At 57.6% G+C, this 26,149-nt stretch carries 23 protein-coding genes; 14 read left to right on the top strand and 9 right to left on the bottom strand.

Translation table 11 applies throughout. The features are described from left to right. The first annotated feature begins 188 nt into the window (after positions 1–188). From UH5x_RS02000 to UH5x_RS01990, 3 genes are all read left to right on the top strand, one after another. A complete protein-coding gene (locus tag UH5x_RS02000; RefSeq protein WP_236696513.1) occupies positions 189–857 on the top strand; it encodes a HEAT repeat domain-containing protein in 669 nt (222 codons plus the stop codon). 49 nt (positions 858–906) lie between these two features. Beyond that, complete coding sequence (locus tag UH5x_RS01995; protein ID WP_047816175.1) at positions 907–1,164, top strand: hypothetical protein; 258 nt, start codon at positions 907–909, stop codon at positions 1,162–1,164. 232 nt (positions 1,165–1,396) lie between these two features. Further along, a complete protein-coding gene (locus UH5x_RS01990) occupies positions 1,397–1,930 on the top strand; it encodes a hypothetical protein (RefSeq protein ID WP_047816176.1) in 534 nt (177 codons plus the stop codon). Positions 1,931–2,002: 72 nt separating this feature from the next. Here UH5x_RS01990 and UH5x_RS01985 read toward each other — a convergent pair whose 3' ends face one another. Then, complete coding sequence (locus UH5x_RS01985) at positions 2,003–2,518, bottom strand: hypothetical protein (protein ID WP_047816177.1); 516 nt, start codon at positions 2,516–2,518, stop codon at positions 2,003–2,005. A 115-nt stretch (positions 2,519–2,633) separates the two neighbouring features. On the opposite strand from UH5x_RS01985, the gene UH5x_RS01980 reads away from it, so the two are divergent. Next, the gene (locus UH5x_RS01980; protein WP_047816178.1) at positions 2,634–3,563 is read left to right on the top strand and encodes an aldo/keto reductase; all 930 of its coding nucleotides are present in this window, start codon (positions 2,634–2,636) and stop codon (positions 3,561–3,563) included. On the opposite strand, the gene UH5x_RS01975 is transcribed toward UH5x_RS01980, so the two are convergent. Next, positions 3,535–4,677, bottom strand: coding sequence for a multiheme c-type cytochrome (locus UH5x_RS01975; RefSeq protein WP_047816179.1), 1,143 nt, complete (start codon positions 4,675–4,677; stop codon positions 3,535–3,537). The two genes, UH5x_RS01980 and UH5x_RS01975, sit on opposite strands and share 29 nt — an antisense overlap. A 350-nt stretch (positions 4,678–5,027) precedes the next feature. On the opposite strand from UH5x_RS01975, the gene UH5x_RS01970 reads away from it, so the two are divergent. Beyond that, on the top strand, positions 5,028–6,182 hold the full coding sequence (locus tag UH5x_RS01970) for an endonuclease/exonuclease/phosphatase family protein (protein ID WP_482634528.1): 1,155 nt from the start codon (positions 5,028–5,030) through the stop codon (positions 6,180–6,182). A 73-nt stretch (positions 6,183–6,255) separates the two neighbouring features. On the opposite strand, the gene UH5x_RS01965 is transcribed toward UH5x_RS01970, so the two are convergent. Continuing rightward, positions 6,256–8,010: an MFS transporter gene (locus UH5x_RS01965; protein WP_482634527.1), complete on the bottom strand. Its 1,755-nt coding sequence runs from the start codon at positions 8,008–8,010 to the stop codon at positions 6,256–6,258. A gap of 194 nt (positions 8,011–8,204) precedes the next feature. Here UH5x_RS01965 and UH5x_RS01960 point away from each other — a divergent pair, with 194 nt between their 5' ends. The 3 genes from UH5x_RS01960 to UH5x_RS01950 all read left to right on the top strand — a co-directional run bounded on the left by UH5x_RS01960 (position 8,205) and on the right by UH5x_RS01950 (position 12,541). After that, the gene (locus UH5x_RS01960) at positions 8,205–9,476 is read left to right on the top strand and encodes a dicarboxylate/amino acid:cation symporter (protein WP_047816182.1); all 1,272 of its coding nucleotides are present in this window, start codon (positions 8,205–8,207) and stop codon (positions 9,474–9,476) included. A gap of 123 nt (positions 9,477–9,599) precedes the next feature. Next, positions 9,600–11,933: an NfeD family protein gene (locus UH5x_RS01955; RefSeq protein WP_482634526.1), complete on the top strand. Its 2,334-nt coding sequence runs from the start codon at positions 9,600–9,602 to the stop codon at positions 11,931–11,933. Beyond that, positions 11,933–12,541 carry an NfeD family protein gene (locus UH5x_RS01950; protein ID WP_482634525.1) on the top strand — a complete coding sequence of 203 codons (609 nt, stop codon included), beginning with the start codon at positions 11,933–11,935 and terminating at the stop codon, positions 12,539–12,541. The genes UH5x_RS01955 and UH5x_RS01950 overlap by 1 nt, the downstream gene beginning before the upstream one ends. Positions 12,542–12,654: 113 nt before the next feature. On the opposite strand, the gene UH5x_RS01945 is transcribed toward UH5x_RS01950, so the two are convergent. The 4 genes from UH5x_RS01945 to UH5x_RS01930 form a co-directional block, all read right to left on the bottom strand. After that, positions 12,655–13,884 carry a DUF1559 family PulG-like putative transporter gene (locus UH5x_RS01945; protein ID WP_482634524.1) on the bottom strand — a complete coding sequence of 410 codons (1,230 nt, stop codon included), beginning with the start codon at positions 13,882–13,884 and terminating at the stop codon, positions 12,655–12,657. A gap of 527 nt (positions 13,885–14,411) precedes the next feature. Beyond that, positions 14,412–15,149: a hypothetical protein gene (locus UH5x_RS01940; RefSeq protein WP_482634523.1), complete on the bottom strand. Its 738-nt coding sequence runs from the start codon at positions 15,147–15,149 to the stop codon at positions 14,412–14,414. Next, entirely contained in the window at positions 15,146–15,625 is a 480-nt protein-coding gene (gene greA / locus UH5x_RS01935; RefSeq protein WP_047816187.1) for a transcription elongation factor GreA, read from the bottom strand. The genes UH5x_RS01940 and greA overlap by 4 nt, the downstream gene beginning before the upstream one ends. A 172-nt stretch (positions 15,626–15,797) precedes the next feature. Continuing rightward, entirely contained in the window at positions 15,798–16,046 is a 249-nt protein-coding gene (locus UH5x_RS01930; protein WP_482634522.1) for a DNA gyrase inhibitor YacG, read from the bottom strand. Between the two features lie 373 nt (positions 16,047–16,419). Here UH5x_RS01930 and UH5x_RS01925 point away from each other — a divergent pair, with 373 nt between their 5' ends. The 3 genes from UH5x_RS01925 to UH5x_RS01915 all read left to right on the top strand — a co-directional run bounded on the left by UH5x_RS01925 (position 16,420) and on the right by UH5x_RS01915 (position 21,672). Further along, complete coding sequence (locus tag UH5x_RS01925) at positions 16,420–17,535, top strand: retropepsin-like aspartic protease family protein (RefSeq protein WP_482634521.1); 1,116 nt, start codon at positions 16,420–16,422, stop codon at positions 17,533–17,535. Between the two features lie 192 nt (positions 17,536–17,727). After that, entirely contained in the window at positions 17,728–20,232 is a 2,505-nt protein-coding gene (locus UH5x_RS01920) for a DUF1592 domain-containing protein (protein ID WP_482634520.1), read from the top strand. Positions 20,233–20,235: 3 nt separating this feature from the next. Continuing rightward, positions 20,236–21,672: a DUF1552 domain-containing protein gene (locus UH5x_RS01915; RefSeq protein ID WP_047816190.1), complete on the top strand. Its 1,437-nt coding sequence runs from the start codon at positions 20,236–20,238 to the stop codon at positions 21,670–21,672. Positions 21,673–21,830: 158 nt separating this feature from the next. On the opposite strand, the gene UH5x_RS01910 is transcribed toward UH5x_RS01915, so the two are convergent. Both UH5x_RS01910 and UH5x_RS01905 read right to left on the bottom strand, forming a co-directional pair. Next, complete coding sequence (locus tag UH5x_RS01910; RefSeq protein WP_482634519.1) at positions 21,831–22,679, bottom strand: OmpA/MotB family protein; 849 nt, start codon at positions 22,677–22,679, stop codon at positions 21,831–21,833. 138 nt (positions 22,680–22,817) lie between these two features. Further along, positions 22,818–23,516 (bottom strand): HAD family hydrolase, encoded by a 699-nt coding sequence (locus tag UH5x_RS01905; RefSeq protein ID WP_047816192.1) that lies wholly within the window; start codon positions 23,514–23,516, stop codon positions 22,818–22,820. Positions 23,517–23,560: 44 nt separating this feature from the next. Here UH5x_RS01905 and ubiE point away from each other — a divergent pair, with 44 nt between their 5' ends. From ubiE to UH5x_RS01890, 3 genes are read left to right on the top strand one after another with little or no spacing between them, the layout of a single operon-like run. Further along, the gene (ubiE, locus tag UH5x_RS01900) at positions 23,561–24,436 is read left to right on the top strand and encodes a bifunctional demethylmenaquinone methyltransferase/2-methoxy-6-polyprenyl-1,4-benzoquinol methylase UbiE (protein WP_047816193.1); all 876 of its coding nucleotides are present in this window, start codon (positions 23,561–23,563) and stop codon (positions 24,434–24,436) included. Further along, positions 24,433–25,101 carry a UbiX family flavin prenyltransferase gene (locus tag UH5x_RS01895; protein ID WP_482634518.1) on the top strand — a complete coding sequence of 223 codons (669 nt, stop codon included), beginning with the start codon at positions 24,433–24,435 and terminating at the stop codon, positions 25,099–25,101. The genes ubiE and UH5x_RS01895 overlap by 4 nt, the downstream gene beginning before the upstream one ends. Before the next feature lie 14 nt (positions 25,102–25,115). Further along, a complete protein-coding gene (locus tag UH5x_RS01890; RefSeq protein WP_482634517.1) occupies positions 25,116–26,090 on the top strand; it encodes a UbiA-like polyprenyltransferase in 975 nt (324 codons plus the stop codon). Positions 26,091–26,149 lie beyond the last annotated feature (59 nt).

Raw genomic sequence — 26,149 nt, 5'->3', positions numbered from 1 at the left:
GGATAGCATCCGACGATCCGTGGAGTTGGAAAGTTCTTTTGGTGTGCCGTCTTGCCCGACAGCTTGATCGGTCTAACATCGAGAAGTCAAACCACAGCAGCCAAAATACCAGTGAATCGCCGGCATCGCCCCGTTTGACCCGCCCAATCCTCCCAGACCCTCCCGACCAGCCCAAGGTGGAATCGAACGTGACAGCTCCCATCGTCCACACGACTCGCCTGGTCGCTGCATATCGGCGATACCTTGGCTCAGCGGACGCTCCCCGATTCGCGCACGATGTCGATGAGCACTACACATCGGCAACTTTGACCGCCCTGCTTTCGCGAGGCGAAGTCGAGCACCGCCGGGCTGCCGCGTTGGCTCTGGGCATGTTGGGCGACCGCCACTGCGTCGATTTTTTGGGCCGAGCCCTCTCGGACGTGGATCGCGGGGTGCGTTTGGTTGCCGATGATTCCTTTCACTCTGTGATCGTTCGTGACGCCGCGCCGCTGCATCACCAAAAACTGCTCCGCGTCATTCATCTGAATGATGGTGGCGAATACGCTGCGGCGCTTTCACCTGTCATGGTGCTGATCGACCAAGCCCCTTTGTACGCCGAGGCGCATCACCAGCTGGCGATTTGCTGGCACGGTTTGGAAGACTTCGAAAAAGCCGAGTCGGCGTACCAATCCTGCTTGTGGCACTGCCGGTTCCACTACACCGCTTGGCAAAGCCTGGCCAAGGTGCGTGCTCTCTTGGGGAAACCCACCAAGGCACTTGATGCGTTGAACCGTTGCTTGGACATCAATCCCGACGTCGAAACCGCTCGCATGCAACGCCGAGTCATTCGTCGTCGGATGCGTCAAAGCGACGTTTAGACAAGCGTCCTCTTCAATCATCGCCCCGGCTGGATAGTAGGAAGAAGTTTTGATCCAAGATGACACCTTGGTTGGCGGTTTGGCGCTGTTGATCGCAGCCCTGACAACCTCGATCGCCATCGGCCCCTGGATGGCTCCGTATCAAATTCGCTCGATCGCCGCGATTCAAAAACGTTACGGCTCGATCGCCGCGAGAGGCGTCTGGCTTCTGATCGCGTTTTTGTCAGCGGTTTCTGGCGCCGCCATTTTAAGCGGGATTCGGCCGAGCTATGCGTCGCCGCCTGCGACGCTCAACCAGAACCAATGAAGCGGTCGGCTCCCATCGGTTGAAACAACGGAAACCTGCGTTCCATCGTGCTTCGCCGCCCCAAGACAGGCCCTCTCAACCGCAGCCGATTTCAGGCCAGTCGGGTCACCCCCCTCCCCAAAAGATCTCTTGACATTGGGGTGAAGTGCTATTAGTTCTGGATTTCAGGTCATTCATTTGGCCCCTTTCGAAGCTGAATCACTTTCGAAGTCTGAACAAGGGGAATGATGCCGTGGCGACTGAACACACACCTGAAAAACGATCCGCACTCGATCGCTTTCTAAGCGGTTTGAGTGAATCCATTTTCCAAACCAAGTTGGGCGTCGCGGACGTTCAGTTGATCGGATACGTCAGCGACCTGATGCTGCGATTCGTTCGCATCGACGCGGTTCACAAAATGCGACGTGGCGACGGCCGGCCGGCAACGGAAGTCTTCCAGTTGCTGTGCGAAGCGGAACGCCGAATGGGAATTGCCAAACGAGAGGTCCATCGCCACATCGGTGACGTGACCCTGTTCTGGGCGGGGATGTTCCCTGAATCGGTGCGTGGCGATGGCAAGGATTCGCCTGACCAACTGCTGAACTATTTCCAGCACGGCAAGCGATCTTACAAAATCGCTTCGACGATCCAAGCGGATGAATCACGACCGCCGTGTGACCTGCTCGATCGACTGAGCGACCAATTTGAATTGTGCGCTTACGGCTTGCGTGAGATTCGCCGAGAAATGGACGAGGCTGAACCGGGCGAGCAATTGTTGCTGTCTTGATGCAGCCCCGTTCATGGGCGAACCAGGTCACCGGAAACCCGGCGAACCGCAATTGAACACCGACGCCGCAAACTACTTGCGGCGTGCTTTGGTCTTGCGACTCTTCCGTTTCAATTGTCGCTCACGAACCGCGATCACCTCTTCACGATCCGTGGTTTCGCGATCACGAGCAATGCAGGCGAGTTCCCAGGATTCGTCCTCGCCATATCGATTGAAGGCGAAACTGATTTTTCTGCGTCGGCCGTCTTCCGTTTTCCAAGACGCACAATAGGCTTGGTACTCGCAACCGGGATACCGATTGTCAACCGAGTGGGCCAGATGAACCCCCACCTTCCCGGTGGTGTTCCGACTGGTCAGCTTGTCTTTGGTGGAATTGTTCGCGGGACCGAGAACCTCCAGCAACGCCGCATGGCTTTGCTTGGCCAACTGCAATGCCTTGCGTTTTCCACCACACATTGTGTCGGAGTAGTACTCGGAATTTCTCACGCCATCGCGGCAAACTCGAACCACATAGCCTTTGGAATTGTTTTTTTCGACACGGGTGATACCAGGAGCAACCGTGATCGCGGTGGTGGGAGTCGTTGCCATCTTGCTGTTGAATTGTTCTTTTAGAGGTCAGCGGATCGAACGAAGATCAATTCTCACTCCGAATTAACCACGTCCTGCGCCCAACTTAGTTCCCTTTTTGAATCTCGCAACTGTTTTGAACCAACACATCATTTTGGGGCTGTGGCCCATCGCTGGCGTCACCACCGTTGGCGTGACTCGTGAACACGCAATTGCCACAATTCGAACTGCGATCGAAGCCGGCATCCGGCAATTCGACACAGCCTACAGCTATGGCCTGCAGGGGGAGGCGGACGAACGTCTGGGGGCGGCCCTCCAAGACCTCGATGCGTCCACCCGCAAGGAAATCCAGATCATCGGAAAAGTGGGTCAACGCTACAACGAAGACGGAGTCCGTGTGAATGATGGGCGTCCAGAAACGCTGGTCGTTGACGCAGAAAACTCGCTTCGACGCATCGGCATTCGTTGCTTTGACACCCTGATGTTGCACTGTGTCGACGAGGAAGTTCCGATCCAGGCCAGTGCCTGGGCGCTGCAACGCTTGATGCAGCGTGGCATGGCGAAACGCGTGGGGGTGTGCAACGCCACCCCGGAACAGCGAGCTGAATTTGCAAGCGTGATTCCATGCTCGGCGATTCAGTGCCCACTCAACGGGCTGCAGCAAGAAACGCTTTCCACCGTGATTCCTGATGCCAAAGAGAACGACTGCGACGTGTGGGTCTACTGGACGCTGATGAAAGGATTGCTAGCCGGAAAGATTGAACGGGACCATGTCTTTGCCGAAGGCGACAGTCGTCCAAACTATCCCATTTTTCAAGGGGAAGCTCGCCAGCGAGCCCACGACATTGTCGATCAACTGAAGCTGATCGCGGCGGACACCGGTCGCTCGGTTGCCAATCTTTCAATCTCTTGGGCGGTCTCACAGCCTGGTGTCACGGCCGCTTTGGTCGGCGCTCACCGCCCGGAACAGATCGCGGACTTTGCAACGGCTGGCCCCCTGCCCAAAGCCGTTCGACGTCAGGTCAAGGAACTGTTTGCTACTTCCAGCGATTCGACGGCGGAATGAACGCATCAAGTGGTTTCAACACGTGCCCGTTCGTTTCCGCAGCAAATCGAAAACCGAGTTCGGCGATGGCGTCGGCGGCCTGAACCAACGGCTCACGATTGTTCAGTTTCAAGGTGACACCGCTGTAGATCAGCAGGATCTCTTCCAAGTGTTTGGAGGTGACCTTTTGCGAGACCGACAACAATCGTTTCGCGGCCCGGTCGGCTCGTTGTGCGGATGAGACACCGTACTTCGCTTTCTGAGTCGCTTGGGCGGTCGCCCGCAGGCTTGCTTCCAAGTCCGCGATCATGCCGCTGACAAACATGACTCGCAATCGGTCACGAGTGCTTGGATCGTTCGTTTGGCCGTCGGAATCGATGAAGTTGTGACGAAGAGAGCCTTGGCTCCAGGACACAAATTCGAAGTCCAGACTGCCGGTTGGGTGACCGCCGACGTTGACCAATTCTTCGTCCGCGGTGGTGTGACAACGCAAGCAACTTTGTGCAACCAAGTAGACATTGACCGGGTTTCGCATTCCCGCAGCGACACTTTGAGCCAATCGCTGTTGCCTGTGTTCGGGGGTTTCCATCGCACGCGTGACCTGTTCGCCACCATAGTCATGGTGCAGGTCCAACCATTGCTTGGCCGAACCATGACACGACTCACAGCTAACACCTTCGATCGCATGCACGTTGCCTGACGCGACGTCGACCTGTTGCGTGTAGTGACAATCGACACATCTCCCATCGTATTTGATCGAACTCACACCGAGCTTCGATGCGATTTCCTTTGCTTTCGGTCGACGATGAAGCTCCTCAAAGGTGCGGTTGTGTGGCGTCGCCTTCCAGACCTTGACCTCATTGGCGTGACACTTGACACAAGTTTCACTGCCCATGGTCAAGTGTGGGTCCACCGGTTTTGCCGCGGCCCCCTCAACACTCGATGCATCGACCACCGACGAAATCAGAACGCCACTCTGCGCAGGAGCCTTTTCGACCGGCATGGTGACGGATGCATCGAGTTCGACGGAAGACTTCTTCTCGGGCGACAGTTGCACCAAACCAAAGGTGGTCATGGCGACAACCAACCCCGTGATCACGGATGCAATGGGCAAGCGAGGGATGCAATGAGACATGCCGACACAATCGAAACAGCGGATGAAAATTGATTCAGTTGCTCAAATTTACAACATGAATTCACGCGGTTCGGTCGCCATCGTTCCCTCCTTGACGAACGTTCACCGGGGGGATTCGTTTGCCACAGTTGAATGGTGTGAGACAGATATTGCGGTTGACGCGAATGAACCGTTTTGGATATCGCCCAGGCAGGTTCTGCTCACACAAGACAGACGATGCATTCTCTGAGAGGGTGTTTGTTGTGTTGACGTTGTGAAACAGGAATTTGACTAGCGAGAGCCATCGAAACGCATTGAGAAGGATTCTCGGCGAACATCGATGAGCTTGTGATACACGCGGCAAGGAGGCCGTGGTGATCCAACTTCTGTGGAAAATGATCTGGGGCAATCAGTCCAAATCGCGTCGGCGATCGAGCCGATCCAGCGGTTCGATCCTGCGCTGGTTCACACCTGGCATCTCGGTCACCGGCGTGATTGCGATGGTCATCGCAGCGCTGACTGGACAGGTCAACTTACCGACCCTGGACTCGTTGCGAGGCAGTGAAGCACCCGTCTACGACGATCCGCTCGCTGCATCGTTGACGCCCGAGCAAATGGGCTCTCGAGGATACTCCGGAAATGCACCGATCGGTGACATTGCGCCGGTCAGCTTGATCACGCCTGCCAGCGACCGCAGCCAAAAGCCGGATGCCTCCATTCGCGTGGCGACCTTCAACATTCAAGTCTTCGGCAAAAGCAAATCGGAAAAACCCGAAGTGATGCGACGCCTGGCGCAAGTCTGCTTGCTGTTTGATGTCGTCGCCATCCAAGAAATCAAAGGCGACCCGGCACTTCCTATCAACGGGCTGCTTGACGAGGTCGCCAGCCTCGGTGGTCGCTACAACGCCACTGTCAGCGAGCCGCAGGGACGGACCACGCAGACGGAGCGATATGGATTCCTCTGGGACACTGATCGCATCGACCTGGTTTCGGGCTCCGACTACCTGGTCAACGATGAAATGGACCGAATGCATCGCGCACCGATGGTGGCCAGCTTTCAAACTCGTGTGACACCGACTCCGAATCGGATGCCATTTCGGTTCACGTTGATCAACGTTCACACTGACCCCGATGAAGTGGGGTCTCGCATGGGCGACTCACCCAAGAACGAAATGAACGTCTTGGACGATGTCTTTCACAGCGTCCGGATGTACGAGTACCAAAGCACTGGGGAAGAGGACTTTGTCTTGATGGGTGACCTCAACGTGGACACGCAGTGGTTGCTGGAAACCGGGCAGATCCCAAACGTGAAGTCCCTGGTCGGCGACCAACCAACCAACACACTGCAAACCAAGACTTACGACCATCTTCTGATCGACACCGCTACCACGCGAGAGTTCACCGGCCGCGCGGGCGTCTTGGATCTGAAATCCACGTTGCAGATTTCGGAAGAGGACGCACTCCGAGTCAGTGACCACATGCCGGTGTGGGCAGAGTTCAGCGTGTACGAGATTCCGCCTCGCTAGTCAGCCGACGCCTGCTGCGATGCAGCAGGCATGACGTCGAATCCAATCGACCTTCAAAAGTCGGAGGAACGACTCAGGCTTCTTGGTAAATCCGAACCGGTTGAGCTGGATACGTGAAGCGTCCATAGGTCATGTCGCAGATGTCCCACTTCTGATGCCCTTCGTCGTGCAAGATGGACTTGAGCACACGTTCGGACAGCAGCACGACATCTCGCCACTCGTTGCTATCAAGCGTCACCAAACGAGCGTGGCGTTGCTCAGCGACATTGGCGGATTGCTCCAAGTGATTCGCCAACAACTTCTGTGCAGTGACGGACTCAAAGACCGACAGCGTGGCTTGATCGTTCGATCCGGAAGTTTGAAGATCCGGATAGGAATCATCCACACTGACCAGGCAGTGGCCATCATCCAGCACACTGACCATTCGCAGGCGAACCTCGCCGTCCACTTCGTCGGTCATGCCGAGCACCAAGCTTTGGCAACCAACTTGGATGGTCACGGAACATGCCGCATCGCCGCGTCCGATTTCAACCAACAGAGGCTCTTCGAAATCGGATTTTTGCCAATGCAGGTTGTGTTCCGTTGCCTCCGGAGATGCCACGGCGTTGGCGGGAACGCTCAGTCGTGGATCCAAGTACTTCCTTGAGTAACTGGCGTTTTTTTCGAGTGTCTCTTTCAGCTTGTCTTGTCGAACGCCCGTCGTTGCGAATTGTTCCGCGTCATCTTGGTTGGCTTTGGAAGCGCGTTTGCGTTTTGTCTTGCCTCTCGAGCGTCCCTTTTCCGGTGCAATCAATTCATCCAAGGATCTGGGCGAGAGCGCCAAACTGCGTTTGGTTTTCACACTTCCGCGGACGCCCAACCACAACGCGAGGCCAGCACATGCGGCGATGAACCCGGCGGCTTGCCACGCCCACGTGGATTGCGACTGCCCCAAACCACCGAGAACAAACGCCAGGCCGTACGCGGCGACCAAGCAGAATGCACCGGCCAAAAAGGCGAGCATCCAAGTGACTCGGTTGCCACGACCTGATCGCATCGGCAGTCCAAACACCCCCACGATCGCAGCGATGGGACAAAACAGAATCCAAAGCCCCCAACCCGCTGAACTGCAGAACAACCATCCCATTGTCATGGCCAACACGGATGCACCCACCCAAATGCCGGCGTTGGCTTTGGATTCCGTCAGCGAAATGGGATGCAGGGAATACTGATCCATCTCAGCCGACTTCAGAAATGGCGTTGGCAACGTGAGATCCAAGACTTCAGCCGCCTGAACGATCCAGTGGGAGGTGGGGTCTTCGGTGACGAAAGCCGTCAGAGTTCCGGTTGTCTGCACTTCATCGAGAGCATGGGCCGCAATCTCGCGTCCTGGTGTGAGCTTCAACGGTTGTGGAACCGAATCGCCAATGAATCCGCGAGGAACCACCTCGCCGCGAACCAGTTGGTCCATCATTTTTTTTGATCGTGGATGCTTGAGTGCATCGGCGATCGTTGACTTTGCCATCGCAACTTTGTCGCCGGACATCCAAGCTCGCATGCCCGTTCCAACCGGCAGCGTTTGCGTTGCGTCCTGGTCGGGTTCCAACATCGCGAATTCCAACTCATCGGTCGGTTCCATGATCGTTGCGTCGGTCAATCGAACAACCGATGACTCGCCGATCCCACGTTGCATCAATTCAGCGCAGGTCAGGTCGACCGGAACTTGCTCCGACAACAACGCGCGATGAAGCTTTGGGATCGCGACCAGAGTCCCACAAAAGAGTCCGGCCATAAACAAAACACTGCCAACTGCGGCACGTCGCGTGTTACGTCGTTTCGAGAAAGGCATCCGAGGCTACTCGTTGAATGGGCTGAAGCGTGGCCAATGGCCAATGGAAAAACGTGAGGGTGGGGAACGAACCATTCCATCCAAAACTTAGGTCGCACTCACGCTCGATGCCGTGCGGGGAGTCAAAGAAACCGCTATTTTGTGTCGCTGCAGGCGGATTTACCTACGTGATGGACGGCAAAAGGGAACCAAGCATGACGGAATCACCGAAACACAGTCAGGCGCTGACGTACTGGATTGCGGGCGCGATTGTGGCGGCGATCGCAGTTGCGCTCATTGTTCCGAATTTCGCGACTCATTTCGAAATCGGCGGGGAACTGTTTCTACGAGCCTTGAAAATGATCGTGGTGCCACTGGTATTCACGTCCGTTATGTGCGGCGTCTTGGGAATGGGCGATGTCCGGCAACTGGGACGCCCGGGCGCAGCCGCGATTGGGTACTACCTGTGCACCACGGTGCTGGCGGTCGTGATTGGGTTGATCACGGTCAACATCATTCGGCCAGGAGTCGGAACGGTCGATCCCGCCGTCATCGAGAGACTCGCGAGCGAAACGAGACTCCCCGAAGGACAAACCGAAGCACCTGGCATGGGAGTCGTGCTTGAGAACTTGGCGTTGATGCTGATCAGCGACAACCTCTTTGCCGCCGCCGCAGACACTCAATTGCTGCCCATCATCGTGTTCGCGATTGCGATCGCCGCCTTGATGACGACCATGATCGACCGCGTCGGTGCCATCACGACTCTGGTCACCGAAGCCAACGACCTGCTGCTGCGGTTTGTCATGGCGCTGATGAAGGTCGCACCGCTCGGCATCTTCTGCCTCGTGACGGCTCGGTTCGGCAAGGCTCAAGCGGACGGGCGGTTCATTGAAGAAATCAGCCAAATCGGTTGGTACTTTGCGGCCGTGGTCATTGGCTTGGCCGTCCACGCGTTTGTGGTTTTGCCACTGATCTACTACTTGGTCACCAAGAAGAACCCGTACTCGTACATGGCTGCCATGAGCCAAGCGTTGCTGACGGCATTCTCCACCGCCAGCTCGTCCGCAACGTTGCCGGTGACGCTGGAGTGCGCCGAGTCAGCAGGCGTCTCCAAACGCTCCACCGAATTCGTGATCCCCCTGGGAGCCACGATCAACATGGACGGAACGGCCCTTTATGAAGCCGCCGCTGCGATCTTCATCGCTCAAGCGATTGGTTTCGACCTGACACTTTCGGACCAATTGATCATTGCCGTCACCGCGACCCTGGCGGCAATCGGTGCCGCCGGAATTCCAGAAGCCGGATTGGTCACCATGCTGATTGTCCTGGGAGCTGTGGGGTTGCCGCTGGAGTACCTGGGATTGATTCTGGCAGTGGACTGGTTGCTCGACCGTTTCCGCACTGCGGTCAACGTTCTGGGCGACAGCATTGGTGCGGCGGTCGTTGGCACCACAATCCCCGATCCCGAACCGTCGCCGGTGAACTGACCCAGCAGTCGCGGTCGGCATGCGGCCCGTGGAAGAAATGCTGATCTTCACTCAGGCCTTCGAATCGCGTGCGATCTGGACCAGTCATGGTCTTTTGCCTTCCATCCGCCGTATAATCTTGGCATGAAAGATCATCGGTTCATCTTGCGTGGTTTCCGGCTCAGGGGAGGCTCCGTCTGGGAGCGACCGCTGTGGTGCTTGCTGCTTGGACTGCTGGGTTTGATGCCGCTTCACTTCGGTTGGGGCCAAGCGGCCAATTCGCCACAAATCGGCGTGTTGATCAACGTTCCGTCGCCGCTGTCCAGCCGTGACGTGGATCAAATCCTGGCCCGTCTATCTCTACTGGCCGTCGCCTCCCAACGCGGTGATGCCCTGGACAGCGGCCGAACCACGGCGGTCTTGCGGCTCAGCTCGACGGGCGATGGCCTCACCCCTCGCGTTTCTCGACAGTCGGCTGGCAACCAAGAGCGATCGACTGATGTTCCGCCCTCCGCGGCCGGATCCACCGAGTTCGAGGACGCCCTGAAACTGGCACGGGCAATTTCCAGTTCGGAGCTCAATCGCGTCCGGGTGGTTGCCTGGATCGATGGAGACGTGAGCGGGCATGACGTGCTGCTCCCGCTCGCTTCAGAGACGCTGCTGGTTTCCGCCTCGAGTTCACTCGGCGATGCCGGGCGATTTGAGGCGCAGCCCGACGAGACCATCGCGGTACTGTACCAGTCCATCGCTCGCCGTCGAGCGTTGATTCCTCCCGAACTGGTGGAGGGTTTGGTGGATTCCGGCCAAGAAGTCGCGAAGGTCAACCAGATTGACGGTGAATCGAGCTTCCTGGCGGGAGAAGCCCTGCAAACCGCTCGAGCAGACGGTCGCATTGTGTCCGAAACCACGCTGGCGAGCGCGGGCGAACCCCTCGTGCTGGACGCAGACCAGCTTCGACAAATTCGGGCGGCAGCGGCAATCGTTGACACCGAAGAATCTGTCGCTGATTGGCTGGAACTGGCCCGCCTGCAAAGCGAGGACTCCCGCTCCATGAACCAAGCCGTCGGACGCCTGATTCGAGTGACGGGCAACATCACCGGATCCCGCGTCCGCCGATGGCAAAGCAATCTGGCCGCCACGATCGACTCACCGGATGTGAACACCTGGCTGGTTGCCATTGATTCGCCTGGCGGAAACCTGACTCGCAGCGCCTCCCTCGCAGCGACACTTGCCGACCCCGGTCCCGTCATCCAGGCTGTCGGTGGCCTCGTCACCGGCGAAGCACGCGGTGATGCCGCACTGATCGCACTTGCGTGCCAACCGTTGCTGATGTCGCCCGAAGCGACGATCGGTGGAAGCGGCGCAGATGCGATGTCATCCGCTGATGTGCAGCGACAATCAGAATTGATCAACTTGGTCGCGGAATCCACCGGCCGCAGCGTTGCTCTCCTTCGCGGGTTGCTGGACCCTTCTATTTCGGTGCATCGATACGTTCACCGCCGAACAGGACGAGTCCGATACGCAACCTCAGAACAAATTCGCCAAGAAACGAGTCCCGACCGAGACTCAGACGCCCCGCCCCCAGACAATCCGAACGCCAACGCTGAAGAACCCGCCATTGAAACCAATGCGAGTGACTGGCAACGGATGGAAAAGATCGAATTGGCCGCCGGCCTGAACGCTTCCCAAGCAATGGAACTGGGGCTGGCCGAAGGCACCGCCCCGTCATTGCAAGAAGCTTCCGCAGCAATCGGTTTGCCGGCCGTTCCACCTGAACTTTCCGACCGCGGGCTGGTCCGCTGGGTCGAGCGTTTGGGAAGCCAAACGGGACTCGCAGTGACCCTGCTGGTCGTTGGATTCATGATGCTGTCGATCGAAGCCAGCGCCCCCGGCCTGGGGTTGCCTGGGTTCATTTCGATGGTTTGTTTCGCGTTCTTCTTTTGGATCAAGTACCTGGCGGGGACCGCGGAGTGGGCTGAGTTGCTCGCCTTCGGATTGGGGCTGGCGTGCATCGGGATCGAGATATTTGTGCTGCCCGGCTTTGGTATTTTTGGCGTGGGTGGCCTGATATTGACGTCAATTGGCGTGATGCTGATGAGCCAAACGTTCGTTGTCCCCCAGAACGCTTACCAACTCGGGGAACTGACTCGAGGTCTCTGGGTGGCGTTGGGAGGCCTGGGCGGATGCGTCCTGGGAATGATCCTGGTCCGGATGTACTTGCCCCAAGCGGCTCTCGCGACGGGGTTGTCCATGGGAGTTCCTGAACCTCACCTCGACGAATCCGAACGATTGACACACTACGACGACCTGCTCGGGCAAACCGGAGAAGCCACCACCCCACTGCGTCCCAGCGGCAAGGCAAAATTCGGCGAGACAATCGTCCCGGTCGTCAGCGATGCCACCGCGATTGACGCGGGCCAGTCCATTCGGGTCATCCAGGTTCTCGGGAACCGAATCACCGTCGAGGCGGTGGATTGATGCCCGTTCTCTACACACTTGGATTGCTGGTTCTGTTTCTGACGCTGGTGATTGCTGAAATCATCGTGCCCAGCGGCGGCCTGCTGAGCCTGTTCGCGGTTGCGGCCGCGATCACCGCGGTGCTGATCGCGTTCACTGTCAGCCTGAACTTTGGGCTGGCGGTCGTTCTTGGACTGCTGGTGCTCACCCCGATCCTACTCAGCATCATCTTGCGACTCTGGCCGCAAACCGGCGTCGGCAAAGAAATCCTGAACCGCCGTGGGCCGAACTCAGAAAGCTCGGTACCCATCGCAACCGCACCCGACGGAACGCCGCTGAACGAACTGGTGGGGCGCTACGGCGTCGCAGCCTCGGACTTACTACCGGCAGGGCGAATCATCGTGGACGACCACAAAGTCGACGCCGTCAGCACCGGAATGCCCATCGACCGCGGGCAGCCCGTCAAGGTCGTCCGGGTCCAAGCAGGAAAATTGCAAGTGCGATCAGCGAGCGTCGAAGAGAGCCAAGCCATCGAACACTCAGCAACGGCCAACGCGTCGACCTCACCCAGCGAATCCAATTCCGCCAAAACGCTCGATGAAGTCAATCTAGACGACCTGGAAATCTAGCCCCTTGCCGTTGCCACTCGGCCCCAGTCAAACGGAAGCCCTGCGACACCAACGCAAAAAAAACGGCACCCCGAAGGATGCCGTTTCGTTTGAACTAGCGAACAAACCGTCTCTTAGTTTTCTTCGTCGCTGTAGACGTACTCGGGGAACGGAACATTGCTGCTCTTGCCACGAGGTGTCAGCAACGCTTGGTAAGCACGATAGTCGATGTTGTCTGGAATGAACCGAGTCCCACCGTCTGCCATGGCAACGTTGACACCGTCGACGTGAGCCGACGAAGGACGAGCAAGCTGGGCTGCGTTGCCGGTCGACATCTGCAGATTGAAAATCTCGTCGGAGACCGATGTTCCGCCGCCATTGATTTTGTAGAAGCTCAAGACAGCATTTGGAACCTGAGGACCGGCATTTCCGTTTTTGTTCCAGAAAGAAGCCAAGGCGGCATCCGAGTTCTTCGGGTCAGCGTAGTGCCAAACCATCCCGTGAACATAACGAGCGTTTTCGACCGAAAACACAACGTCGTTGTGAGCTGGATCAGCCAGAGTCACGTTGCTGGCGTTGATGAATCCAGCACGACTCCAAGGAAGGGCTTGAACGCTTTCGGCGAACAGCATGGTGTTACCAGCACCGTCTTTGAAGTCGTCCAAACGAACCTTGGGACCTTCGTACTCATGAACGCCATCGCCACGCGAGTTGATGCTCGTCACGTTGTACTTGCAATTGAATACGCCGTTGGCTCGGTCCTGAGACTCTCCGAAAACGCTGGTTCCAGAGGGAGCGGCCAAGAAACCCGATGGGCCAGTCGTATGGCACAGGCCGTTGTTAGCGATGTAGCTGTTTTTCGCATAATCGCCAACGGCAACCGGATTGCTAGGGCACTGCATCAGCGCCAGGTTAGGAGCGGCCAAGGAGTGAAAACCATCGCCAGAAGCACCGCTGGTGGCTTCATGCTCAGCACCAGACACATTGGTGTGAAGGATCGGGTAACGATCCTCACTCCAATGCTCGTAAGTGGGTTGTGCGTCGAGCCATGGCAACAATGCAACTGCCCAAGTCCCGATCTTCATGTGAGGAGCGAGTGCGGCACCCGAGTTACTTGGATCCGATGGATCGATGTAGCTGTCGTGACGGCCGAAGCTTTGAACATAACCGGGCAGTTCGCCCTTGGAGTTCGCGTATTGGATTGCCGCCAGGGAAAGGTTCTTGATTTGGGTGCTGCATTGATTGCGGCGGGCGGTTTCCCGTGCTGCGTTGACAGCAGGAATCAGCAGTCCCATCAAGATGCCGATGATGGCAATCACCACCAACAATTCGACGAGAGTGAAACCGGACGGTTTGGTTTTCATGGCGGTGTCCAAAGGCGAGGAGAAAAGAGACGACGCGATCCGGCAGTCGCCGGTCTGTTCGATCGCTAGCGTATGCATTATTCCAGGCGCGAGAGGGAATTGCAACTCAGAACCCCTTCCTGGCACTGGTGTGGGGCACGAAAGCACCAACTGGTGCGGGTCAACTCAACTTTTCCGGCTCCCAACGCCTTCGTGAGTGCCTTTCTGACAGTTTGGCCGCCAATCGATCAACGAATTCGCCCGAAACCAATCCCCCCCAAATGCGAGACGTTCTCAAAACGACGTCGATTCGCACGAATGAACGCTGGCTGTTTCACAGCAAATTCAGAAGAACGGTCGAAGATTTTCTGCCTGAAGCCGCCACGACAGAATCCCATTTGCAAGCATTGCCGAGCTGGACATTTTGGCGGATTGGATCGAGGGATCACGAATGTTGGGTTCGCGAAGCCCCTGCGAAGGCGCCTGAACGCTGCTCCCGGCACACCAACCGCCGAACAAACGTCGACGCTTTCCCGGTGCGGATTCCTTCAGAAGCCGCCTTGGTCGACCGCGGCAGTCAACTCACGTTTCAGGATCTCATCGATTGGTTTGCGCTCAAAGAATTGATCGGCCAGATCATCGCGGTCACCAACCAACTTGGCTCGCTCGACCACATCCCGAATGTCATCGGCAGCGAGCGGTTGCTTCAGGACTCGTCCCAGCGGATGCGTGGTGTCGACTTGCGTGGTCGGCAGCAAGACATCGTTGACATCAATGACCGTTGCTTTGCCTCGTTCAATGGCACGACGCAAGCGAGAGATCTGCTTCAGACCGTCGTCGCGTTCCGCGTCATCAAAGTTGTCTTGGATGAACGCGTCGATCACGTCGAGTTCCCCGTACTGAGGAATGGGCAAACGCACCAAACGTTGCATCACGGCAGACGCTCTCTCTTGCGGATAATCCTCCGCTCGCATCTCTTTGATCGTCGTTTCCAACTGCTCGATGACGGACTTCTTTTCATCGGGTGGCAACAGACTCTGCTCGATGACGTCGACGTACCCGACCAATGTTCGGACAGCGACCTCCGTTCGTTTCTGAAACAGCACCCAAGTGGTGACGCCACAAAACACAAACGACACAATCCCCATCAGCAATGTGCATGCAATCGCGATCGGCATGCACCCCGGCTCTTGCTGTTCGGGCGTGCTCGTCGAACGCGAACTGGATTCGGCACCGGCACCGGACGGGGCCGATGCCGGTGAGTTTTCATCGTTGGTGGAACTCACAGGTTGAATTCAATCTTCAGGATTTTGAATTTCAACTTTCCGGCCGGCACATCGACCTCAGCCACTTCGCCAACCTTCTTGCCGACCAAGCCTTGGCCGAACGGACTGGTCACCAGAATCTTGCCGCTGTCGTAATCTTCATCGCCAGCGCCCACCAAGGTGAACTGTTCTTCGTCACCATAGGCGACGTCTTCCACCGTCACGGTGCAGCCAAACACAACTTCGTCTTTGGGCAACGACGAGACATCAATGATCGACGCACGCGCGATCTTGTCGCGGAGTTCGTTGATCTTCGCCATCAACATGCCCTGGTTCTCGCGCTGAGCGTGATACTCCGCGTTCTCTTTCAAGTCACCTTCTTCGCGAGCCTCTGCGATTTTCTGCACGATCATCGGCATTTCTTCGTTTTCCATGCGATTGATCTCGGCCTTGATCTTGTTGTAGCCCTCTCGGGTCATTGGCACCAATTCGACCATTTCGCGATCCTACGTGTGTTTGGCTGGAGACATAAAAAAAGAAACCTTCCCCGAGGGAAAGGTTCGTTCGCAATCCCGAATTGTCGGCCAGTCTGATTGAAAAGTCCAGTCCCAGTCGCCACGCGATCTGCAATCACGCACTTTGAGAGAACGCCCAAACAAAGAAGTCGTCTCAATCCTCAAATCGATACGACTGCCCCATGTGCCGTTCCGGGCTGGGCTGAGACGAATCAAGGTCGTCCAAGTATTCCACCGGCGCATCGCCAGGCTCACCTTCATGCGGCAATCCAATCTCCTCGTTCATCCAGCGGCCCAAATCAATCAGCTGGCACCGCTCGGAACAAAATGGCATCGCAGGCGTCTCATCTGAAAGAAAACGGCGATGGCACGTGGGGCAATTGACTTTGACAGGCGGCTGCATGGGAGGATCCTCGTTGAATCTGGTTGGTCGTTCAGCATCAGTGTTTTCAAGTCACAAGCCTCCTTCTGGGTCGGAAAGGGACTCCTTCCGCAGGAGGGCTTGTTACAATCGCCTCAAGCGATGCTCAGCGGAATTCCCTGCTCATTTTGGCAAGGTTCGATTGACCGAACTCGAATCACAATCCCGGCAAACGTTCGACTGCATCGCCGTCGTCAACCAAACTGGCTTTCCCACGTCCTTTCGTCAAGCTCGTCCGATGCAAACCAACTGCCATCGCCTCCGCAGCCACCTGCTGGACTGCCGACCGAACCAGGCGTCGCGTTCTGCGAACGCGCATAATTCAACGAGTTTCAACTGCATTCGAACGGGTTGCTTGATCGTGGCCTTCGGTTGGTTGGCGACATTCCCCCTTTCAAAACTCCCCGCCCAAACGTTGCTCGCCGAAGACGATCCTTCCGAACAAACGTCAGCCGACACGCCGCAGGTGACTCGCTATTCCGCCAGTGTCGAAGCGAAGGCGGAAAAGATTCTTCAAGAAACGGGCCTCCGGCGCAGCGGTAAATCGCTCATCGCCAATGAGTCCGCTGACATCGCCCGAGCCATGACCGCTCTCTCCAAGCAACGACGTGAATTGACGTTGGAACAAAAGGAACTGAACGGCTTGCTCGCTCAAGTCCAGCAAATCAACGATCAAATTCGCAACTTGGAAACCCAAGACGGTGAACTGAATCTGCAATTGGCTCGCGTCGCTGGAAACGACGTCGCATCCAACAACCGAATCGTCGCTTTGATCAACGCCAACCGAACTCGTTTCGGCCAGTTCCGATCACAGCGAACCAAAACACAAGAACTGGCCAATCAACAGCGTTCGGAGTTGAACTCGAAAGAGGCCGCCTACGCCGAGTCCGTCTTTCAAATTCGCAAGGAGTTGAACACCATGCGTGTTTCAATCTCCGAAAAGCTGGAAGACCCCAAGGTCAAAATCGCGATTCAGGTCATGAATGCGAACCAAGGGATCCCGGCATCGATCTCGGCAGAGGACATCTTGCAAACGATCGAACTTCGACTGGCAAAGGTCGAACAAGAGGTTTTCTCGGAATCGATTCCGCTGGAAATTGAACGCAACGGATCCCTGTACGTGACCGTCAGCGTCAACAACCAACCCGTCCGCATGGTCGTCGACAGCGGCGCCACGCTGGTGACATTGCCGGCAGAAATCGCGAAAGAGCTTCAAATCGAAATCCCGACAGATGCTCCGCTGTTGCGTTTGGTGATGGCAAATGGCGATGAGATCTCAGCCAAACGCGTCAAACTGGCCTCCGTCCGCGTCGGGCAATTCGAAGCCAAAGAGGTGTCGTGTGCGATCTTGGAACCGATCGCGTCCCGCGCCGACCCGATGCTGGGAATGAGCTACCTGGGCGAATTCAAATTTGAAATCGATGCCACTCAGAAGAGCCTGAGCATGCTGCGCGTCGAAACATCGCCCTGAGAAACTTGCATTGGCTCTCGCCAGCGGTGACAATGCTGCCCCACCCCGACACCCACCCCGACACCCACCCCGACACCCACCCCGAGTTCGTCCCGCCGATCTCGTCCCTCCCTCCCAAAGCTCTCGCGATCGATTTGCGAACGCTTTTCCTGCCCCTTGCTTATGTGTACCAGGCTTCAAATTCCGCTCGGCATGATCGCGCCGGGACTGATCCTTTTGCTTGGCTCGCTCACTGTCTCTCCGTATTGCTACAGCGATGACAATTCCGAAGCAACAGATTCAATCGTCCCAACCCCCGTCGCCCTGACCTCGTTCGAAGACAGCGTTCGCCCGCTGTTGGTCACCTACTGCGGTGATTGCCATTCACCCGATGACGAAGAAGACCCGGTGGGCTTTTTGAAATCGATGACGACGGACGAGATTCAACTTCGCCGCGAGATCTGGTCGAGCGCCGCCGAGCAACTGCACAACCGAACGATGCCGCCTGCCGACGTGGCTCAACCCACCGAAGCAGAACGCCTGCAACTGTCTCAGTGGATCAGCCATCACCTGACCGCCACCGCGTGCGATGGAGACGAGTTCGCCGGGCGTCCGGTCCCACGCCGATTGAACCGAGACCAATACACACACGCGATCAACGAACTGACTGGTCTGGACTTTGATTTCGTCGAAACCTTCCCAGCCGACGGTGGCGGTGGCGAAGGCTTCAACAACAATGGCGAAACACTCTTCATGCCGCCCCTGTTGATGGAACGGTACCTGGAGGTTGCGTCCGCTGTCATCGACCAAGCCATCGTGCTGAAGCCACGCGTCAGTGAATTCAAAAAGCTTGCCGGCGCGGCCGACGCAAGGCATTCGTTGCTGAGCAGCACCGCCGAAACATTCGGGCTGTGGATCCGCCTGCCTCCGGATGCCCCCGAACAGACGCACGTCCAGGTTCGAGTCGACGGCATCGTCGCCGGAACACTGACACCAAACGATCGACGCGATGGCCAGCACTGGATGACCGTCTCATTGCCAAAGGGACAACACGTCATTGCAGTCCGCACTTCACTCGCGGATGCAGATGCCACCGATGCAAATGCAACTGGCTCGAATGCACCACCGATCGAACAAGTCCGCCTGCTGCAGTTGCCTCGCGTGGAGTATCGCAAAGGACAACAAGTCGAACGCGATCGACAAAAGATCTCCGAGATCGTTCGCGAATTCGCGAGCCAAAACGCGAAGACTCCCATCAATCAACTCCAGCAAAATTTCTCTCGTGAGTTCACCCAGCACGGCGGCGACTCGCTGCAGAAGCGATTGTCCGCCACCGCAAAAATCTTGGGGCTCTCGCCCGACCAAGATGCGCTCACACACGCCTTGTCGCGTGAAGATGCCAAGACGGCATTGTCACGGTTTGCCCGGAAGGCCTGGCGTCGCCCGATTGAGTCGTCCACGATCGATCGATGGATGCTCTTGTTCGATCATGTGGTCAAGCGTGGTGAGACACCACGGGCGGCCTTGCAGTTGGCCCTGCAAGCCGTTTTGACATCGCCTCATTTTCTTTACATCAGCGAAGCGGACGACGACGCGTCAGGCATCCAGCCGATTTCGGACCTAGAACTCGCAACTCGGCTCTCGTTCTTCCTGTGGTACTCGCTGCCAGACGAGCGTCTGTTGAAACTGGCCGAACAAAATGAATTGAGTGTCCCCCAAACGCTTCACGAAGAAGTGGACCGAATGCTCGCGGACCCGCGATCGAAACGTTTCGCTGATGCCTTCGCAAGCCAATGGCTCGGAACGACGGCCGTCGGCAACACAGTCATCCCTGACACCAGCTTCTTCAAACCGGCCTACAACGATGAACTGGTCCGCGATCTTCGCGAACAGGTCGGACAAACCATGGCTTGGATGATTCGCGAAAATCGGCCGGTCACCGATTGGATTGATTCCAACACGGTCGTCGTCAACCATCGACTGGCGAAACACTATGGCATGGATCAAACCGCCAAGAAGTGGAACGGCGACAAGAACGACTTCTTGCCCATCGAAACCGACAACGATCCCGAGTCATCGCGACGCGCCGGCGCATTGGGCCTGGGAGCCGTTCACATGCTGACCAGTTATTCGCGAAGGACCAGCCCTGTTCTTCGTGGAGCTTGGGTCTTGGAAACCATCTTCGGAACTCGAGTTCCCGCCCCTCCCCCGGACGTGCCATCGCTGCCCGGCGGCGAAAAGGAATCTGGCAAAACCACCGTCCGCGAGAGACTGGAACAACACCGTGAGAACCCCACCTGCGCAGCTTGTCACGATTTGATTGACCCAATTGGATTCGCTCTCGAAAACTTCGATGTGATCGGCCGTTGGCGTGATCGGGAACGTGGTCCCGAGAGCGAAGCAGCCTGGCAAGAGAAGGCGAAGAAGCATCCAGAAAAGCTGAAGAGCCTTCCCAAAATTGACAGTTCCGGCCGAATGCCAAGCGGTGAAACGTTTGACGGTGTCGATGAACTGAGGGCGGTGTTGATGGCTCGCCAAGAGGCTTTCCTGGACGAGTACATTCGCCGCATGCTTGGGTTCGCACTGGCACGCAGCCTGGAAGAAGCCGACGCCTGCACCATCGACTCCATTCGCAATCGATTGCTCGAGAACGATCTGCAAACTCGCGAATTGATTCACGCCATCATCCAAAGCGTTCCCTTTCAAAACCGAGGCTAGACAATGCTGATTCGAACCAAGCGAGCCCGCCTGTCACGACGTCGCCTGTTGCGTGGACTGTCGCAAGGCTCCGCGATCGGGATCAGCCTGCCCTGGCTGCATGCGATGGCCGGCGAGCCCGCAGATGATTCCACGCCAGCAGTGGACGAGAACGGCAAAGTCAAACCACTTGATCGGCCTCCCGTTCGCGCCGCGTTCCTGTTCATGCCCAACGGCGTGAACCCCGCGAACTGGACCCCCGAAGTGAAGGAGAACAGCGACCAGTTCGATCTCACCCCAATGCTCAAACCATTGGCAGACGTCCGTGACGAAGTCCTCTTGCTGGAGAATTTGCACCATCCCAACGTGAACATGCGGAATGGTCACTGGCCAAAAGTGCCCGCGTTCTTGTCGGGCGGTTTTGTGCTGCGAACGTCCGGTCGCGACATGGACACCGGAAGCATGTCGGCGGACCAATTCATCGCTTCCAAGCTCGGTTCCCACACGCCGCTTCCTAGTTTGGAACTGGGAGTCGATTCCGCGTACACCGGAGTCGACAATGTCGGCGGCGGTTTCACTCGGATCTACGGATCCCACATCGCCTGGCGAGACCGACACACACCGTTGCCCAACGAGATCGTTCCGCAACTCGCATTCGACCGATTGTTCCGTGGCGGGGCGGCGTCACCGCCCGTCTCCGGACTGAACTTGCATGACCCGCAGATCGCAAAATCACTCCAGCGAGACACAACCAGTGTGCTGGACATCGTCCTCGAAGACGCCCGTGGGTTGTCACGCCAACTCGGCAGTGAAGACCGTGCCAAACTGGACGAATACCTGCAAAGCGTACGCAGTGTCGAGCAACGCATTGAAGCCTCGATGAAGCCCCAACGGCGTTGGATCAACGAAGGCAAGATTGACGTCCCGCGACCTGGACCAGGCTTGCCCGAACAACACATCGAGCACGTTCGCTTGATGATGGACATCATGGTGCTGGCGTTTTGGACCGACTCCACTCGCGTGGCAACGTTCATGATGGGCAACGCTCAAACCGGCAGAAATTTTTCGTTCCTGGACGGCGTGAACAGTTCCTTCCATGGAATCTCACATCACCGCAACGAAGCCGACCGCATCGCTGAATACGAGCGAATCGGAACCTGGCACATCGAGCAATACGCTTACCTGATCGACCGCATGCGATCGCTCAAAGAAGGCGACACAACGCTGCTGGACAACTCGATGGTGATGTTTGGATCGACGATTCGAGACGGCAACAAACACGACATCGAAAACCTGCCGTTGCTGATGGCTGGCCGGGGCGGCGGTGCGATTCGCACCGGTCGTCGCCTGATCACCCCTGAAAAATCACGCTTGTGCAATCTGTATGTTTCGATGTTCAACGCGATGGGAATCGAGGCGGAACAATTCGGAACCAGCGACGGCAAGGTCGACCTGAGCTAAGCAGGTACGCATGTGTCATCGGGTATGTGAGCCGTTGGCATTAGGCACGGTTTTCACGCACAACCGGCTCACATGGTTGTGCTTGATCATTCCTGCCGACCTGCTTAACACCCGCCTTCGCTCTCCACCGCCAAACTCGGCGACCACCACCCGGGAGATCAGAACGACTCGGGGTAGATCACCAGTTCGACGCGGCGATTCGCGGCACGTCCAGCGGGAGTCGCGTTGTCTTGACGTGGGTTGTTGGAACCCTGAGCGACGGTGAACAACTGCTGAGCAGGCATGCCGCTCCGACGAGTCAGCCAATCCAGCACCGCACTCGCTTGAGCGGAGGTGAGCTGATGAGCACTGCCTGCGGCTCCTCCATACACCGGTGCATTGTCGGTGTAACCTTCGATGCCGATTCGCTGGCGAGGGAACACCGCCCGAATCTGAGCCGCGGTGGGGTCCAAGACCGATCCGGCGGAAGGTTGAAGTTGCCCGGTTCCTTGAGCAAACAATTGGTCGCTTGGCAAAATGACTCGGAGGACTTCGCCGTCTTGCTCCACCTTCAAACCACCGAGGTTCAAACGCCCCGCCATCTGGTTGAGGTTCGTGTTGGCGCGAATCGTCGCCCCGCCACGCATCTGAGCGGACGCCTGGAAACTCCGTGCTTGCGTTTGTGCGTCTTGAGCAACAATGCGAGCGGACTCGTACTGCTGCGTTGTGTCGGACAATTGCTTGCGAACCAAATTCAGTTCGTCACGGTAAACCTGGGCTTGCTGTTCGCTTTGTGCCAACTGAGTGGTGAGCTGGCGATTGTTGTCGTCGAGGAGCTGAACACGTCGGTTCAGCTCGGAGACCTGGGCTTGGATGCCATTGACCGCGGTGGTGCTCGGTGGTGGTTGCCACACGGAGGTGCCCCCGCCCGCCAAGTACGGGTTTTGCGAGCAGCCCGTCGCAACGCAGGCCCACAAAAGTGTGACCGCGAGGAAAGCTGTTTCGGAGCGTTGACGCAGAACGTTCATGGCAGGGACGTTACGAAACGAAACCCATTGTTCACAACACTGATTCGAATTGAGTTGCGAAAAATTTCGCGGATTCGCTCAAGAATGCCCGCCCACGGAATCGCCTGAATTTCAGCAAGCTCGCCGGCAAGGTCAGCTTCAACGCTCCAGCACGGGCGAAAGCTCATCGTCGACCAGGAACCGGACGACTCGCTCGGTGTCCGACAAATCGTCCAACAACATCGTGGGTTCCGTCGGTGCCAGTTCTTCCCGCGAAAATTCGCCGGTGCTGACGGCCAGCGTTCTGGCCCCGATCGCTCGCCCGCACAACACGTCCGCCGGCGTATCACCGATCACGATGGTTTGCTGGTGAGCGTCCCCGTGCCGCCGAGCCACCCACGTCGCCGCTCGCCGTGCCATGTCGTCACGGTGCACGTCCAGGTCGCCTCCGATGATCCAGCGAACCCAGCGACGAATCTCGAAATACTCCAGTTTCTGTGTTGCCGTCTCAGGGAAATTCCCGGTCATGACAGCAATGTCCAGGTTCGGGACCAAATGCAGAGCTTGAAACAAAGGCAAGACACCCGGCAGCAGTGTGCCTCCCGAGCGACGCAGTTCACCCCCAAACAGGGATCCATAGCGACGTCGCAACCGACCGCAATTGGCGTCTGTCGGCGAAACCCTGTTCCGCTGCAACAATTCCACCATCAGACTGCGGTCCGTGCGGCCCGAAAATGAGATCTCGGTGTCTGGATTTTCAACTGAAAATTCTTGTTCAATCGCTTGCCGGAGCGCTCGATTCCCGCCACCCGCGGTCGTCAAAAGCGTCCCGTCGATGTCAAATAGCAGCACTCGCACGAAACCACTTCCCCTTCCTTCTCGTTGCCTTTCTAAGTCGTCGCATGAGTGTCCCAAACGTAGACCGGTCCCACCAGTCCAATGGTTCGGCGAATGAGTCAGCGAATCCTCCGGCAACGGTTGACGGCTTGGACAAAAGCGGTGAGCGAGTGCGAGAAATGTTTCGCCAGATCGCTCCCAGATACGATGCGATGAACCACCTGCTGTCGTTGAACATCGACAAGTGGTGGCGTCGCAAAGCGGTTCAGACGCTGAAGATCGAAGGCGATGCCCCCATCTTGGATCTGTGCTGCGGCACGGGAGACCTGGCAATCGCGATTGCCGATGCGGCCGGCCCGGACATCCAAGTCGTCGGCAGCGATTTCTGTCACGCGATGCTGGAAATTGCTCGCGACAAGGAAGCCGCTCGGGTGCGCGACACGGCGGGCGGTTCCGGGCGGCAAACGATTCCGTTCTTGGAAGCCGATTCGATGGCTCTGCCCTTCGATGACAACGCGTTCCAGTGCGTGACCGTCGCCTTCGGATTGCGAAACATCGCCGACACCGATCAAGGCTTGTCCGAAATGGCTCGCGTTTGCCAACCCGGTGGGCAAGTCCTGGTGCTGGAGTTCTCGCAGCCAACCCTGCCAGTTCTGAAGCAGACCTACAGCTTTTACTTCCGCCATGTCTTGCCTCGCATCGGCCAGTGGATGGCTCGCAACGACAAGTCCGCTTACGAGTACCTGCCCGAATCGGTGGGCAAATTTCCCTGCGGCGAAGCTCTTGCCGGACGGATGCGTGACATCGGTTTGCTCCATGTCACTTTCCGGCCGCTGACCCTGGGTGTCGCGACGATTTACGTTGGTGAAAAACCAGGCAGGACAACCACGCATGCCGAGCAGGCGGCTCAACGTGAAGACGAAGCCTTGGTGAGCACATGAGCGACGGACCGAAACGTCGACGACGGATCGTTCTGGCGATCACGGGAGCCTCCGGCGCCCCGATCGCGGTTCGACTGCTGCAAATCATGCGGCGGGACCCCAACGTCGAGGTGCATCTGACAATCAGCCCCAGTGGCGCGGCGGTGCTGCAACAAGAGATGGGACTGCAATTGAACCTGCGTGCGATCAACCTGAATGAATTGCTCGGCTGCGTTCCTGCGTGGGCCAGCGAACCAGCCCCGCAGTTCGACCCGATCGATTCCGGCGGCGATGACCGCCTGCACTATCACCAACACGATGACTACATGACGCCCATCGCCAGTGGGTCGTTCCTGACCGATGCCATGGTGCTCTGCCCATGCAGCGGCAGCACCTTGTCAGGCGTGGCCAGATCCGCCGCGTCAAACCTGATCCAACGCGCCGCCGAAGTGCACCTGAAAGAACACCGCAAACTGGTCGTCGTGCCGCGAGAAACCCCGATGAGCGTCCTGCAAATTGAGAACATGCATCGGCTGGCGGCCGCCGGCGCTGTGATCTTGCCCGCCATGCCGGGCTGGTATCACGACGTCCGACGACTCGAGGACTTGGTTGATTTCGTCGTCGCCCGCATCATGGACCAAATCGGGCTGGACAACGGGTTGATCCAACGCTGGAAGGACGCCTGAGGGAACCGATCACCATGGCAAAACTCAATGACTGGCTGGGTCTGATCCGGTTTTCGCACACGATCTTTGCGTTGCCGTTTGCCATTCTGGCCGCGTTTCTGGCCTGGGCAACGCCGCTTCCCACAGCGACCACGATCCCAGCGTCGCCGACACTCGACTCTTCCGGTGAATTGCCCGGCGCCGCTGACGCACTGCTTTACCCCCACGTCCGGCTGCGAGACATCCTGGGGATTCTGCTGTGCATGGTCTTGGCTCGCAGTGCCGCGATGGCATTCAACCGCTGGGTCGATCGCCGGATCGATGCCGCCAATCCGCGGACCGCGACTCGGCACATTCCCGCGGGGGTGCTGTCCGCTCCAGCGGTGCTCGCGTTCACGATTCTGTGCGGGCTGGGCTTCGTCGCCGCGACGCTGTTGTTCCTGCCCAACCGTTTGCCGCTGTTTGCCTCGCTACCAGTGCTGCTGTTTTTGTGTGGTTACTCGCTCGCGAAACGCTTCACCTCGTCAGCCCACCTCTGGTTGGGCGTCGCACTCAGCCTGTCCCCCCTCTGCGTTTGGGCTGCTATCCGAGGCGAAATCGTGCTCCAGTTCCCCACCGATTTTTGGGTCCCTGGCTGGTTGGCGGTCGCCGTTGCATTCTGGGTCGCGGGCTTTGACATCATCTATTCCTGCCAAGACGCCGCATTCGATTCCGCCGAAGGACTGCATAGCGTTCCGTCGCGCCGCGGCGTTTCCGGGGCACTGCGGGTTGCGGCGGCTTCGCATGTCGCGATGATTCTGGCTCTGGGACTGCTGGCCTGGACCGGCGGCTCGTCAGGGCTGGGCGGCATTTTCATCGTGGCGGTGGTGCTGACCGCGGCCTTGGTCGTCTACCAGCACCGATTGGTTTCCCCGAACGACCTGTCTCGTGTCAACCAAGCCTTTTTCCATACCAATGCCATCGTTAGTTTGATATTGATGGCCGCCGGAGTGATTGACTGCTTCGTTTAGCGGTTGATCATTGAGTGCTTTCAACGACTCATTCTCGATTTGCCTTCCTCTCGAATTTT

This window comes from Rhodopirellula sp. UH5 (assembly GCF_056839225.1).
The sequence above is the reverse complement of the archived record's forward strand: the minus strand, read 5'-3'. Positions and strand labels throughout refer to the sequence as shown.

What these genes read in the sequence shown, in the direction of transcription:
- UH5x_RS01910 (WP_482634519.1), bottom strand. Translation starts at nt 22,679, where the DNA reads ATGAACGTTCTGCGTCAACGCTCCGAAACAGCTTTCCTCGCGGTCACA.
- ubiE (WP_047816193.1), top strand. Translation starts at nt 23,561, where the DNA reads ATGAGTGTCCCAAACGTAGACCGGTCCCACCAGTCCAATGGTTCGGCG.
- UH5x_RS01950 (WP_482634525.1), top strand. Translation starts at nt 11,933, where the DNA reads ATGCCCGTTCTCTACACACTTGGATTGCTGGTTCTGTTTCTGACGCTG.
- UH5x_RS01965 (WP_482634527.1), bottom strand. Translation starts at nt 8,010, where the DNA reads ATGCCTTTCTCGAAACGACGTAACACGCGACGTGCCGCAGTTGGCAGT.
- UH5x_RS01895 (WP_482634518.1), top strand. Translation starts at nt 24,433, where the DNA reads ATGAGCGACGGACCGAAACGTCGACGACGGATCGTTCTGGCGATCACG.
- UH5x_RS01915 (WP_047816190.1), top strand. Translation starts at nt 20,236, where the DNA reads ATGCTGATTCGAACCAAGCGAGCCCGCCTGTCACGACGTCGCCTGTTG.
- greA (WP_047816187.1), bottom strand. Translation starts at nt 15,625, where the DNA reads ATGGTCGAATTGGTGCCAATGACCCGAGAGGGCTACAACAAGATCAAG.
- UH5x_RS01890 (WP_482634517.1), top strand. Translation starts at nt 25,116, where the DNA reads ATGGCAAAACTCAATGACTGGCTGGGTCTGATCCGGTTTTCGCACACG.
- UH5x_RS01920 (WP_482634520.1), top strand. Translation starts at nt 17,728, where the DNA reads ATGATCGCGCCGGGACTGATCCTTTTGCTTGGCTCGCTCACTGTCTCT.
- UH5x_RS01955 (WP_482634526.1), top strand. Translation starts at nt 9,600, where the DNA reads ATGAAAGATCATCGGTTCATCTTGCGTGGTTTCCGGCTCAGGGGAGGC.
- UH5x_RS01960 (WP_047816182.1), top strand. Translation starts at nt 8,205, where the DNA reads ATGACGGAATCACCGAAACACAGTCAGGCGCTGACGTACTGGATTGCG.
- UH5x_RS01930 (WP_482634522.1), bottom strand. Translation starts at nt 16,046, where the DNA reads ATGCAGCCGCCTGTCAAAGTCAATTGCCCCACGTGCCATCGCCGTTTT.
- UH5x_RS01975 (WP_047816179.1), bottom strand. Translation starts at nt 4,677, where the DNA reads ATGTCTCATTGCATCCCTCGCTTGCCCATTGCATCCGTGATCACGGGG.
- UH5x_RS01985 (WP_047816177.1), bottom strand. Translation starts at nt 2,518, where the DNA reads ATGGCAACGACTCCCACCACCGCGATCACGGTTGCTCCTGGTATCACC.
- UH5x_RS01945 (WP_482634524.1), bottom strand. Translation starts at nt 13,884, where the DNA reads ATGAAAACCAAACCGTCCGGTTTCACTCTCGTCGAATTGTTGGTGGTG.